At 71.1% G+C, this 11,894-nt stretch carries 11 protein-coding genes; 4 read left to right on the top strand and 7 right to left on the bottom strand.

Annotated features, from left to right (window positions below):
- Positions 1-118: 118 nt before the first annotated feature.
- Genes araD through ACFW9O_RS21740 form a run of 3 tightly spaced genes read right to left on the bottom strand, consistent with a single transcriptional unit; the run spans position 119 to position 3,464 of the window.
- Complete coding sequence (gene araD / locus ACFW9O_RS21730) at positions 119-1,858, bottom strand: L-arabinonate dehydratase (protein WP_351174193.1); 1,740 nt, start codon at positions 1,856-1,858, stop codon at positions 119-121.
- Positions 1,855-2,757, bottom strand: coding sequence for a dihydrodipicolinate synthase family protein (locus tag ACFW9O_RS21735; RefSeq protein WP_384611649.1), 903 nt, complete (start codon positions 2,755-2,757; stop codon positions 1,855-1,857). Before ACFW9O_RS21735 ends, araD begins: the two co-directional genes overlap by 4 nt.
- 50 nt (positions 2,758-2,807) lie before the next feature.
- Positions 2,808-3,464 carry a GntR family transcriptional regulator gene (locus tag ACFW9O_RS21740; RefSeq protein ID WP_351174196.1) on the bottom strand — a complete coding sequence of 219 codons (657 nt, stop codon included), beginning with the start codon at positions 3,462-3,464 and terminating at the stop codon, positions 2,808-2,810.
- 170 nt (positions 3,465-3,634) lie between these two features.
- On the opposite strand from ACFW9O_RS21740, the gene ACFW9O_RS21745 reads away from it, so the two are divergent.
- Positions 3,635-4,918, top strand: a complete 1,284-nt coding sequence (locus ACFW9O_RS21745; protein ID WP_384611451.1) for an MFS transporter — start codon at positions 3,635-3,637, stop codon at positions 4,916-4,918.
- On the opposite strand, the gene ACFW9O_RS21750 is transcribed toward ACFW9O_RS21745, so the two are convergent.
- Entirely contained in the window at positions 4,901-6,082 is a 1,182-nt protein-coding gene (locus tag ACFW9O_RS21750) for a hypothetical protein (RefSeq protein WP_384611452.1), read from the bottom strand. The two genes, ACFW9O_RS21745 and ACFW9O_RS21750, sit on opposite strands and share 18 nt — an antisense overlap.
- Positions 6,079-7,044 (bottom strand): 5-dehydro-4-deoxyglucarate dehydratase, encoded by a 966-nt coding sequence (locus ACFW9O_RS21755; protein WP_351174205.1) that lies wholly within the window; start codon positions 7,042-7,044, stop codon positions 6,079-6,081. Before ACFW9O_RS21755 ends, ACFW9O_RS21750 begins: the two co-directional genes overlap by 4 nt.
- A 334-nt stretch (positions 7,045-7,378) precedes the next feature.
- Here ACFW9O_RS21755 and ACFW9O_RS21760 point away from each other — a divergent pair, with 334 nt between their 5' ends.
- The 3 genes from ACFW9O_RS21760 to ACFW9O_RS21770 all read left to right on the top strand — a co-directional run bounded on the left by ACFW9O_RS21760 (position 7,379) and on the right by ACFW9O_RS21770 (position 9,785).
- On the top strand, positions 7,379-8,188 hold the full coding sequence (locus ACFW9O_RS21760; protein ID WP_384611454.1) for an NAD-dependent epimerase/dehydratase family protein: 810 nt from the start codon (positions 7,379-7,381) through the stop codon (positions 8,186-8,188).
- Positions 8,189-8,263: 75 nt separating this feature from the next.
- Positions 8,264-8,497 carry a hypothetical protein gene (locus tag ACFW9O_RS21765; RefSeq protein ID WP_351174211.1) on the top strand — a complete coding sequence of 78 codons (234 nt, stop codon included), beginning with the start codon at positions 8,264-8,266 and terminating at the stop codon, positions 8,495-8,497.
- 64 nt (positions 8,498-8,561) lie between these two features.
- Positions 8,562-9,785 (top strand): TerD family protein, encoded by a 1,224-nt coding sequence (locus ACFW9O_RS21770; protein WP_384611456.1) that lies wholly within the window; start codon positions 8,562-8,564, stop codon positions 9,783-9,785.
- Between the two features lie 116 nt (positions 9,786-9,901).
- On the opposite strand, the gene ACFW9O_RS21775 is transcribed toward ACFW9O_RS21770, so the two are convergent.
- Positions 9,902-10,132, bottom strand: a complete 231-nt coding sequence (locus tag ACFW9O_RS21775) for a hypothetical protein (RefSeq protein WP_014156926.1) — start codon at positions 10,130-10,132, stop codon at positions 9,902-9,904.
- A 78-nt stretch (positions 10,133-10,210) separates the two neighbouring features.
- Positions 10,211-11,791, bottom strand: coding sequence for a TROVE domain-containing protein (locus ACFW9O_RS21780; protein ID WP_384611459.1), 1,581 nt, complete (start codon positions 11,789-11,791; stop codon positions 10,211-10,213).
- Positions 11,792-11,894 lie beyond the last annotated feature (103 nt).

Genomic DNA, 11,894 nt, shown 5'->3' on the forward strand with positions numbered 1-11,894 from the left:
GATGTGCCGTGCGGTGGTGCGTGTGCCGTGTGCGGTGGTGCGTGTGCTGTGCAAGCGCTTACCGCATGCTGTTCGGTGTACCGAACGGATCGGTGCGCGGAATTCTCTTCGCCCGGTTTCAGCCCGCGTACGGGTCGGGCACTTCTCCCTGCCTCGCCAGGAACGCGAAGTCGCATCCGGTGTCGGCCTGGGTGATCTGTTCCTGGTAGAGCGCCCCGTAGCCGCGGCCGTACCGGGCGGGCGGCGGTGTCCACCGGGCCCTGCGCAGCTCCAGCTCCTCGTCGGGAACATCGAGATGGAGCCGGCGCGCCTCGACGTCCAGGGTGATCAGGTCACCGGTGCGCACCAGGGCGAGCGGCCCGCCGACGAACGACTCGGGCGCGATGTGCAGCACGCACGCCCCGTAACTGGTGCCGCTCATCCGGGCGTCGGAGATCCGCACCATGTCCCGTACGCCCTGCTTCAGCAGGTAGTCCGGGATCGGCAGCATGCCGTACTCGGGCATGCCGGGGCCGCCCTTGGGCCCGGCATTGCGGAGCACCAGGACATGGTCCGCGGTGAGGGCCAGGGCCGGGTCGTTGATGGTGCGCTGCATCTCCTTGTAGTCGTCGAAGACGACCGCGGGGCCGGTGTGGCGCAGCAGGTGGGGCTCGGCGGCGATGTGCTTGATGACCGCGCCGTCGGGGCAGAGGTTGCCGCGCAGCACCGCCACGCCGCCCTCCTCGGCCAGGGGGTTGTCCCGCTCACGGATGACGTCGGCGTTGTGCACCAGCGCCCCGTCGAGCTGTTCGCGCAGCGTGGTGTGCGAGACGGTGGGACGGTCCAGATGCAGTACGTCGGTGAGCCGGGCCAGGAATCCCGGCAGTCCGCCGGCGAAGTGGAAGTCCTCCATCAGGTACTTGCCGCCGGGGCGGAGGTTGGCGAGGACCGGGACGGTCCGGGCGATGCGGTCGAAGTCGTCCAGGGTGAGCTTCACCCCGGACCGCCCCGCCATCGCGGTGAGGTGGATGACGGCGTTGGTGGAGCCGCCGAGCGCGAGAACGGTGGCTACGGCGTCCTCGTACGCGTCGGCGGTGAGGATCTTCGACAACGTGAGCTGCTGCCACACCAGTTCGACGATCCGGAGCCCGGACTGCGCCGCCATCCGGTCGTGACCGGAGTCGACGGCCGGGATGGACGAGGCGCCCGGCACCGTGACGCCCAGCGCCTCGGCGGCGGCCGTCAGGGTCGACGCGGTGCCCATCGTCATGCAGTGGCCGGGCGAACGCGCGAGCCCGTTCTCCAGCTCGGCCATCTCGCAGTCACCGATGAGCCCGGCCCGCTTGTCGTCCCAGTACTTCCACATGTCCGTACCGGAGCCGAGCACTTCGTTGCGCCAGTGGCCCGGCAGCATCGGCCCGGCAGGCACGAACACGGTCGGCAGGTCGACGGAGGCCGCACCCATGAGGAGCGCGGGCGTCGACTTGTCGCAGCCGCCCAGCAGCACGGCGCCGTCGACGGGGTAGGAGCGCAGCAGCTCCTCCGTCTCCATGGCCAGCATGTTGCGGTAGAGCATCGGGGTCGGCTTCTGGAAGGTCTCCGAGAGTGTGGAGACCGGGAATTCGAGCGGGAAGCCGCCCGCCTGCCAGACGCCCCGCTTGACCGCCTGTGCGCGGTCGCGCAGGTGGACGTGACAGGGGTTGATGTCGGACCAGGTGTTGAGGATCGCGATGACCGGCTTGCCCAGGTGCTCCTCGGGGAGGTAGCCGAGCTGGCGGGTGCGGGCGCGGTGGCTGAACGAGCGGAGCCCGTCCGTTCCGTACCACTGGTGGCTGCGCAGCTCCTCGGGAGTGATGCGCGCGCCTTCGGTACCCGTCATATGGACCACCCTGCGACCAGGTCGGCGACCTCGGCGCGCTGCGCCTCGGGCAGGACCCTGCTCGGTGCGCGGACGTCGCGGCGGCAGAGCCCGAGTGCGGCCAGGGCCTCCTTGACGACGGTCACGTTGTTGGCGGACTGCCGGTCGGCACGCAGGTCCTCGAAGCGGCGGATCTGCTCCCAGACCTTCATCGCCGCCGCGTAGTCGCCGGCGCGCAGCGCCCCCAGCATGGCCAGTGAGACACCGGGGGCGACATTGACCAGGCCGGAGGTGAATCCGGTGGCGCCGGTGGCGAAGTAGGAGGGTGCGTACAGCTCGGCGAGTCCCGCGACCCAGACGAAGCGCTCCAGGCCGGCGTCCCGGGCGAAGGCGCCGAAGCGGGCGGCGTCCGGGACGGCGTACTTCACGCCGATGACGTTGGGGCAGGTGTCCGCGAGTTCGGCGAGGCGCTCGCCGGCGAGGAGCGGGTTGCGGATGTACGGGACGACACCGAGCTCGGGAACCGCCTGGGCGATGGCCCGGTGGTAGTCGATCCAGCCTTCCTGCGAGATGTAGGGGTGCACGGGCTGGTGCACCATCACCATCTCGGCGCCGGCCTCCCTGGCGTGCTCGGCGGCGGCCACGGCGGTCGGTACGTCGTGCCCGACGCCCACGAGGACGGTGGCACGGCCGCCCGCCTCGTCGATGGTGAGCTCGGTGACGGTGCGCCGCTCGTCGGGGTTCAGCGCGTAGAACTCCCCGGTGTTGCCGTTCGGGGTGACGATGCGGACGCCGCCGTCGAGGAGCCGCCGCAGCAGGGCGCGGTGCGCCGTCGTGTCGATGCTCCCGTCCTCGGCGAACGGGGTCACCGGGATCGCCACAACGTCTGCGAGGGCCGCCTTCAGCGGGGTGAGGTCCATGCGGACTGGCCTTTCGTCGAGGTGCTGGTGGTTGAGCTCCAGCTGGTTGTTCACGCCGCGTCACCCCCGTCTTCGTCGTCGGGGAAGGCGCGGCGCACGAACGACGCGATGTGGTCGTGCAGAGCCCCGGCCGCCGCCGCCGCGTCGTCCGCGAGCGCGAGCCGCAGGATCTCCCGGTGCTCGGCCGCCTCCCGCTCCCACGAGGGGATGGCCGACCAGGCCACGGTCGACACGAGGGCGGCCTGGTCACGGATCTCGTCCAGCATCCGGGCGAGCAGCGGGTTGCCGCAGGGCAGGTAGAGGGCGCGGTGGAAGTCCCGGTTCGCGAGCGACCTGTCGGCCTTGTCGACCGCCGAGTCGGAGCGCTCCAGGGCTTCCTGCGCCGCGTCGAGCGAGGCCTTGCGGGTGATGGAGCGGCGCAGCGCCTCGGGCTCCAGGAGCAGGCGCACGTCGTACACCTCCCGCGCCATGGTCGCGTCGACGAGTCGCACGGTGGCGCCCTTGTACTGGCTCATGACGACGAGTCCCGTACCGGCGAGCGTCTTCAGCGCCTCACGTACAGGAGTCTTCGACACCCCGAACTGCGCGGCGAGCTCCGTCTCGACGAGCGCCTGCCCCGGTCTCAGCTGCGCGGTCAGGATGGCGTGCTTGATCGCCTCCAGCACGTACTGGGTCCGGGAGGGGATCGGGGTGGGCGCAAAGGTCATGGGTGAAGGGCTCTCGCATCTCGCGTATCGCGTCTCATATATGACGTACGAAGTACGACGCGATGAAGTTAGAGCGGTCGCGAATGTTTCGTCAACGCTTCTGACAGAAGATGTTTCGACGCGTCTCTAAGGCTTCCGCCCGATGTCCGGAGGCGTCCTTAGCCGCCACCATGGCCCCGTTGGCGTGGCTCGAAGGCGAGTGCGCAGGTCACAGTGGTGCGAGGGCGGGCGGCGCCGTGGGCAGAGTGGTATGCGATCGGACGGCCCTGCTCGTTCTGACGGGGGTGCTCGTCTCCGGATTCGGTACGTCCGCGATGTGGCTCACCGCCGGGATCTGGGTCAAGTCGCTCACCGGTTCGGACAGTCTGGCGGCCCTGACCGTGTTCGCGATGTGGGCCCCGGTGCTCGCCGGCCCCGCCCTCGGCGCGCTCGCCGATCTGCTGCCCCGCAGACAGCTGTTGATCTGGGTGAATCTGGCCATGGCGGGGCTGATGACCTCGCTGCTCGTGGTCGATTCGGCCGGCCGGGTCTGGGTCCTCTTCGCCGTTCTGTTCGTCTACGGGGTGAGTGGCGTCCTGCTGGACGCGGCCGAGGCGGCACTGGTCGCCCGGACGGTCGACGCGCGGCTGCTGGGTGACTTCAACGGGCTGCGGACCATGGCGAACGAGGGCATGAAACTGCTCGCGCCACTGGCGGGCGCGGGGCTGTTCGCGCGGTACGGCGGCGGGCCGGTGGCACTCCTGGACGCGGTGACGTTCGCCCTGGCCGCGCTGGTGTTCGCGCGGCTGCGGGTGCGGGAGCCCGACAGGGCGGGGCGGGTGTCACGGCGGGGTGGCACGGCGGCGGGCGTACGGCTGCTGCGCGGCTCGCGGGTGCTGCGGCCGCTGGTGTGCGCCGGGGCGCTGACGATGCTCCTGGCCGGGCTCAACGGCGCTGCGGTGTACGCCGTCGTCGACGACGTGCTCGGCCGGTCCCCCGCCTACGCGGGGGTGCTGTACGCGGCCCAGGGGGCCGGTTCGGTGGCGGCCGGGCTGCTGGCCGGGCCACTGCTCCGGCGCGTGCCCGAGCGGGTCTTCGCTGCGGCGGGGACCGCTGTGTTCGCGGTGGCCGTCGGGGCGCGGGCACTGCCCTGCGAGCCCGTGGCCCTGGCCGCGAGCGCGGCCATCGGTCTGGGTCTGCCGTGCGTGCTGATCGCCGCGACGACGGCCGTGCAGCGGGAGACCCCGGACGCGGTGCTCGGCCGCACGGCCGCGGCGGCCAACTCACTGATGACGATGCCGAACGCGGTCGCCCTGGCGCTCGGGGCGGGGCTGGTCGCGGTGGTGGACGTCACCGTGCTGCTGCCGCTGACCGCGGTGGCCGGACTGGCCACCGCGGCATGGCTGGGCACGGGCCGGTGGGGGCCGCTGACGGGCGCCCCCACCGGCCCGCTTCCTTCATCGAGCGACGCGTGAGAGTGCGTCGGCGACGGTCTCGAGGTCCGGCCCGGAGGCCAGTCCGGCGTGGTACAGGCGCAGTTCGGTGGCGCCGAGCGAGAGCGCGTGCGCCGCGTCCCGCTCCAGCGTTCCGGGGCTGCCGCCCATGCCGGTGACCACACCGAAGTTCGCGGCCCGCACTCCGGGCAGCCCGGCGAACGGGCCGAGCACCGCCTCGCGCGCCGCGTCGCCGCCGGTGCAGGGCAGCACCACTCCGTCCGCGGTGGACAGGATGTGGGCGGCGTCGACTCCGACGTTGGCGCCCGTGCGGTACGGGGCGGGGTCGGCGTGCAGCAGGACCTTGAAGTCCCGGCCCTCCGCCGCCTGACGCACCGCGGCGACGGCCGACTCCTGGAGGGTCCTGGCCACCTGGCCGCGCCACCGCAGGGTGGCATCGGCGAGGCCGGCCCCCAGCAGTTTCCCGACACCGGACCAGCCGGACTCCCCGGAGCCGGATCCGGCCCAGACCGGCTCCAGGGCACGGCGTACCGCCGCACCCAGCTCGTCGGCGTCCAGCCCGTGCCCGCCGTACCCTTCCCGGCACGCGGCGCAGAAGCAGAGCGACATCAGGTACTGAGCCGCGTCCCCGAGGCCCACACCCGCGGTCTTGTCGTGGGCGTGCAGATGGGCGAAGCCGTACCAGCCGCAGGACTCCAGCTCGGTGCCGTGCGCCCCGGGGCGTACGGCCGCCTCCGCCGCCAGGTCCACCAGGTAGGCATGGACGGCGGGCTGCGCGATGCACGGTGCCCAGGGGTAGCGGTCGCCGTAGGCGTTGACCACGGAGGTGTCCGGATGCTCGGCGCCCAGGCGGGAGTTGTGCGCGAGGACGACCCAGGAGTGCACCTGGAGACCGGCTTCGGTGAGGGCCTCGGCCGCCTCGGCGTACGGGTCCTCGCCCGCCACCCAGGTCTGCCCGTACGGCCTCAGCCCGCGTCCCGCCCAGCGTGCCGGGTCCGGCGGGTAGAGGACCGCGGCGTGCTCGGCCGTGACGATCCGGCGGTCCGGGTGGCGCGGGGTCAGGGCCCGGGTCGAGTGGTACGCGGAGGCGAGCGTCACCTGCTGGACGCCCAGATCCGCGACGCGCGTGGCCGCGTCCGGGTCCCCGACGACGTCCCAGGGGTAGAGGAAGGCGGAGGTCTTCACCCGCGCTCCTCCTGCCCGGCCCCGTGCTTCTCCAGCAGGGCCCGGCCGTTCGCGATGATCACGGTCAGTTCCTCGACGTGCTCGGCGGGCGGTTCGGTGAGCGGGGTGCGCACCTCGCCGACCTCCAGGCCCTCGAGCCGGACGCCCGCCTTCACCAGCGACACCGCGTAGCCGCGGCCCTTGGCGCGCAGTTCGACGAGCGGCCGGTAGAAGTGGTCGAGCAGCGCGTTCACGAGGTCGTCGTCGCCGGACTCCATCGCCCGGTAGAAGGCGAGGGCGATGTCGGGTGCGAAGGCGAACACCGCGGAGGAGTAGAGGGTGACGCCGATGCCGCGGTAGGCGAGCCCGGTGAGCTCGGCGGTGGGCAGGCCGTTGAAGTACAGGAAGTCCTGGCCGGGCAGGCCGGTGCGTACGGCGCTGACGATGCGCTGCATCAGGTCGAGGTCGCCCAAGCCGTCCTTGAGGCCGATGATCCCGGGGGTCCGCGCGAGGGCGAGGACGGTCTCCGGGGTGAAGACGGCGTTGTCGCGCTGGTAGACGATCGTCTCCAGGCCGGTGGCCGCGGCGAGCGCGGTGTAGTGGCCGAGCAGGCCTTCCTGTCCGGCGACGACGAGGTACGGGGGCATGGCGAGGAGCCCGTCCGCTCCCGCGTCCTCGGCGAGTTTCGCGTACTGGATCGCGAGCGCCGTGCCGTAGCCGGCGCCCGCGACGACGGGTACCTGTCCGGCGGTCTCCTCGACGGCCGCGGCCACGAGGATCCGGAACTCCTCCGGCGTCAGCGCGTGGAACTCGCCGGTGCCGCAGCAGGCGAAGACCGCTGCGGCGCCGGCGTCGATGCCGGCGCGCACATGCGCACGGAAGGCGTCGAGGTCCACGGTGCCGTCCGGCCCGTAGGCGGTGACGGGGAAGAAGAGCGGCCCGGCGACATCGGTGAGTCGGGCGGCAAGGGGGGCTGAGGTCACGGGCGCTCCCTGAGCAGATTCAGGCGTGCACAATTCTGATCGGTGTCCATATTTCTGAACGCCGCCACGCTAAGGCAGCCGCGCGGCGCAGGTCAAGACGAGAACGCCCAACCTGGAGGCGAAGCAGCTCACCCCGGGTCACACTTGACGTGATCCGCCAGGACTTCTTAGCTTGTCCATGCATGTGAATGTCGTCCATGGATTTGACGCATCGCGCTGATGTGTCATGCCTGCGTGCCGCGCGTACCTTGCTCTCCGTACGTACAACCGCAACGCACGGCACGTCCGCGTACGCCGCGCCCCCGTCCTGTGCCCGCACCGAGGAGATTTCCGTATGCCCGCTCCCCGCACCGTCCTGCTCACCGGCGCCGCCGGCGGCCTCGGCACCCTGATGCGGGGACTGCTGCCCGCGTACGGCTATGAGCTGCGCCTCTTCGACGTCATCCCCATCGAGGGAGAACCGGACGCGATCACCGCCGACCTCGGTGACAAGGAGGCCCTGAGGGAAGCCGTACGGGGCGTCGACGCGATCATCCATCTCGCGGGCATCTCCCTGGAGGCGTCGTTCGACAAGATCCTGCGCTCCAACATCGAGGGCACCTACAACCTCTACGAGGCCGCACGCGAGGAGGGCGTCGGGCGCATCGTGTTCGCCTCCTCCAACCACGCCGTCGGCTACACCCCGCGCCCCCTGCCCGGCGATCCGCTGATCCCGATCGACACCGCGCGCCGCCCCGACACCTTCTACGGTCTGTCGAAGTCCTTCGGCGAGGACCTCGCGCAGCTCTACTGGGACAAGTACGGCGTCGAGACCGTCTCGGTGCGCATCGGCTCCTGCTTCATGGAGCCGACATCGGTCCGGATGCTGTCGGTCTGGATGAGCCCCGGCGACGGCGCGCGCCTCTTCCACGCCGCGCTCACCGCGGAGGACGTGCGCCACACGGTGATCTACGGCTCCTCCGACAACACCCGCCTGTGGTGGGACCTGACGACGGCCAGGTCCCTCGGGTACGAGCCGCAGGACGACTCCGAGCAGTACGCGGACAAGCTCGTCGCCGAACACGGGGAACTGGACCCGGAGAACCCGGACCACGCCCACATCGGCGGCCATTTCGTCACGGACCCGCCGATGTGGCCGTACTAGTCCCGGCCCGGCTCCGTCGGCGGGGCCCGGAAAATCGCGCGACGGCGCACTCGGGGCGCGGGCACCATGGGGCGCATGCCGAAACCTTCCGGATTCCTGTACGAGCAGCATGCCGACGCGAGCGTCACGATCACCCATCACGGCCGTCCTGCGGGAACCCTGCGCGGCGGCCGTGCGGAGAAGTTCCTCGCCGAGGTGACGTCCGGCGACGCCCAGCTGGTCATGGCGCGCTGGACGGGCGCGTACAAGCACGGCAACGAACGCATGGCGCGCAATCACCCCCGGAACCGGCCCGTGGGCGGGCGCTGAGCCGTACGGAGCAAGTCCCCGAAGGTAAGGGAACGGCAAAGCGGGGTCATTCGTTAGCCCGTGCATGACCGCAATGACCCCCGGCTCGAACATCCCTCTCTCCGCCGTCCGCGTGGCGGTGGACGTCGCCGCCCCGGTGCGGCTCGACGTCTCGGGCCTGCTGCTCACCGCCGACGGCAAGGTGCGCTCCGACGACGACTTCATCTTCTACAACCAGCCCTCCGGCCCCGGCGTGACGTACCGCTCGGGCGGCGGCTCCGCGCCCGACGCGATCGTGGTGGACACCTCCGCGGTACCGCCGGGCATCGAGAAGATCGTCGTCACCGCGAGCCCCGACGCCGCGGGCCAGACCTTCCAGGGGGTCGAGCCGACGGCGACGGTGCGCAACGCGGACGACGGCAGCGCACTCGCCACCTTCACCCCGCCCCAGCTGGGCGCGGAGACGGCGCTGGTGGTCATCGAGATCTATCTGCGCAACGGCGCCTGGAAGGCACGCGCCGTCGGCCAGGGCTACGCGAACGGCCTGGCGGGCATCGCCACGGACTTCGGCGTGTCGGTCGAGGAGCCGGCGCCGGCCGCCGCCCCGGTCACGCCCCCGCCACCGGTCACCACACCGGTGAAACCGCGGAACGTCCAGCCCGCTCCGCCCACTCCCCCGGTGCACGCCCCCGTGGACCCGCGGATCGCTCCGCCGGCTCCCGCCGCCTCCGGCAAGATCAACCTCGACAAGGGCCGGATCAGCCTCCAGAAGAACCAGACGGTGTCCCTGGTCAAGGGCGGCAAGCCGCTGCTGTCCCAGGTCAAGATGGGCCTCGGCTGGGAGCCCGCGTTCCGTGGCAAGGACATCGACCTCGACGCCTCGGTGATCGCTTTCGGTCCCAACCGCAATCACCTGGAGAGCTGCTACTTCGGCAAGCTCTCCATCCTCAACGGCGCGATCCAGCACTCCGGCGACAACCTCACGGGTGAGGGCGCGGGTGACGACGAGGTGATCGTCGTGGACCTCGGGCGGATCCCCGCCGACGCGACCGGTCTGGTCTTCACGGTCAACTCGTTCACGGGCCAGAAGTTCACCGAGGTCGCCAAGGCCTACTGCCGGCTGATCGACGCGGCGACCGGCGAGGAGCTGGTCCGCTTCGACCTGACGGGTGCGGAGCCGCAGACCGGCGTGATGATGGCCAAGCTGATCAAGCAGTTCACCGGCGAGTGGGAGATGACCGGCATGGGTGAGTTCGTGAAGTCGCGGACCGTTCGCGGCATGGTGAAGCCCGCCGCGAAGGCGCTGTAGGCCGCAGCCGCCCGCGTACCCCTGGAACGGCTTCCGGGGCACCCGACGGATTTCTCCTCAGGTGCCCCGGGTCCGGAGAGTCTCCGGTCGGACGCTGTAGGTGCTCGTCCTCCCTCTCAGAGCTTGGTCAGCTTGGAGTACGGGCTCAGGATCCTCCCCTGTCGCCCCGAGAAGTCGATGAGCACTGCGTCGTTGTCGCCCTCGACAGCAAGGACTCGGCCGAGTCCGAACTGGTCGTGCGACACCCTGTCGCCCACATCGAAGCATTCGACCGGTGGGGCCGCCTGGGCCGGGCGGTTGAAGGGACTGGAAGGCAGGTGACGCCGGGATCCGGCTGACTGTTTCATTACGTTGAGTATGCGCCTTGGGAGCGCCCGACGCCATGCCCGACCGCTCCCGGGGCCGCAGTAGTGCCGGATTCGTAATCAGCCGTTCCACGGCCAGTCGGCGCTCCTGCCCGCTTCCAGCAGGGGCACCATGCGGAATGCCGCGTCGGAAAGACCCCCGAAGGTGTGGCGGTTATCGCTTCCCGAAGGGCCGTGCCCGATCCGGTACCCGGCGAGGCTCCAGGTGTAGACCGGAACGGTCGGCGGGATCCCCTCGGCGACGTCCCCGTAGTGCGTGAACGAGGCCTGCTCGTCGGTGACGATCAGCACCCGGTCGTGCTTCCTGTAGTGCCTGCGCACGGCCTCCGCGGTGTTGGTTCCGCCCAGGCTGTGGAAGCGCTCCAGGATCTTCAGGACCGACTCACCCCTGCGGTGGGGCACCGGCGCGCTGCTCGTGCCGAACTCCACCAGATCGGCGTCTGCGGCCCGCAGCGCGAGCGCCGTGCCGAAGACGGCCGCGGCGTCGGCCCGGTTCAGCTGCGAGCGGTCCGAGAGCGGTGCCCACATGGAACCGGAACGGTCCACGAGGATCAGGGTGCGGCCGGGCAGTGCCGGAATGTTCGCCAGCGAGTGCCCGAGCGCCTGCTCCAGCGGGTAGGCCCAGCGCAGCGAGGGCGCGTGCTGGTGGGCCGCGAGGTAGCGGAACGGGAACTGCCGGGAGGCCTCGACCGCCACCGGGTCGGAGATCCTCGCCGCCACCTCGGCCGCGACGGCGTCGCAGACCCCGGCCTCGTCGAAGTTCCGCAGGTTGCGTACGAGGGCCATCGCCCCCATGGAGGGAATGACCGCTTCCCAGACCGCGGCGTCCATCGGACCCTGCAGCCAGCCCGCGAGCGCCTCCCAGGTCATGCCGGCGGCGGCCAGCCGGTCCGCTCCACCGGGTCCTGTGACGACGGCGCGACGCTCGGCGACCGGCAGGTCCATCAGCGCCCGGTGGGCGGTCAGGGTGCGGTTCGAGACGGGCGGCACGGCGTCCTCGGGGTGGTGCCTGCGGTCCAGCGCGTACCGGAACAGCTCGCCCTGCCAGGCCTTGGCCGGGTCGGGCGCGGCGTGCACCAGGTTGAGGATGTCGCCGAAGCGGTACCCCTTGGACGCGGTGTCGTACTTCAGCAGCGTCCTGCCGCTGTAGAGCCGGCGCACGGCGTCGGCGATGCCGCGCTTGACGGGCTTGGGCACGGCACGGCCGTACTGCGAGGTCCAGTAGCCGAGCAGCTCACCGGGCTCGTCCGCACGCAGCAGCACCGAGTCCACGACCTGCCGGTTGGACGGGCCGTCCACGGCACCCGCGTCGAGCCGGGCCTTCACGTACTCGGCGGCGCCGACGATCGACGCCGTACGCATCCCGCCCTCGCGGCGCAGCCAGTGCAGCAGCCCCGCGGTCCACTGCGGGTCCTCGACGGCGAGCTTCCGCACCAGGGCCGCGAACCGGCTGTCGCGCTCGTCGCCTCCCTCGTGGAAGGTCTGCTGCGAGACGAAGTTCGCGACCGCGAGGAGGAAGAGCTCCGAACGGCTGTCGCGGACATGTCCGACGGCGCCCTGGTGGTTGCGCGCGGAGCGCCCGGTGGACTTCACGGGCGAGGTGACGCGGGGCCTGGTGAGACGGGTATTGAAGCGTGCCATGTGAATTCCCCCCGAATTCGTGGGAGAAGGCACAGCGAAAAACAGGTGCCCGAGATCAGGGGTCGGCGACGGAATCAGTCTGATGCTCTATCCGATTGAGCTA

Origin of the sequence: Streptomyces sp. NPDC059499 (genome assembly GCF_042749285.1) — a bacterium.
Lineage (GTDB): Bacteria > Actinomycetota > Actinomycetes > Streptomycetales > Streptomycetaceae > Streptomyces.

What these genes read in the sequence shown, in the direction of transcription:
- araD (WP_351174193.1), bottom strand. Translation starts at nt 1,858, where the DNA reads ATGACGGGTACCGAAGGCGCGCGCATCACTCCCGAGGAGCTGCGCAGC.
- ACFW9O_RS21735 (WP_384611649.1), bottom strand. Translation starts at nt 2,757, where the DNA reads ATGGACCTCACCCCGCTGAAGGCGGCCCTCGCAGACGTTGTGGCGATC.
- ACFW9O_RS21740 (WP_351174196.1), bottom strand. Translation starts at nt 3,464, where the DNA reads ATGACCTTTGCGCCCACCCCGATCCCCTCCCGGACCCAGTACGTGCTG.
- ACFW9O_RS21745 (WP_384611451.1), top strand. Translation starts at nt 3,635, where the DNA reads ATGGCCCCGTTGGCGTGGCTCGAAGGCGAGTGCGCAGGTCACAGTGGT.
- ACFW9O_RS21760 (WP_384611454.1), top strand. Translation starts at nt 7,379, where the DNA reads ATGCCCGCTCCCCGCACCGTCCTGCTCACCGGCGCCGCCGGCGGCCTC.
- ACFW9O_RS21765 (WP_351174211.1), top strand. Translation starts at nt 8,264, where the DNA reads ATGCCGAAACCTTCCGGATTCCTGTACGAGCAGCATGCCGACGCGAGC.
- ACFW9O_RS21770 (WP_384611456.1), top strand. Translation starts at nt 8,562, where the DNA reads ATGACCGCAATGACCCCCGGCTCGAACATCCCTCTCTCCGCCGTCCGC.
- ACFW9O_RS21775 (WP_014156926.1), bottom strand. Translation starts at nt 10,132, where the DNA reads ATGAAACAGTCAGCCGGATCCCGGCGTCACCTGCCTTCCAGTCCCTTC.
- ACFW9O_RS21780 (WP_384611459.1), bottom strand. Translation starts at nt 11,791, where the DNA reads ATGGCACGCTTCAATACCCGTCTCACCAGGCCCCGCGTCACCTCGCCC.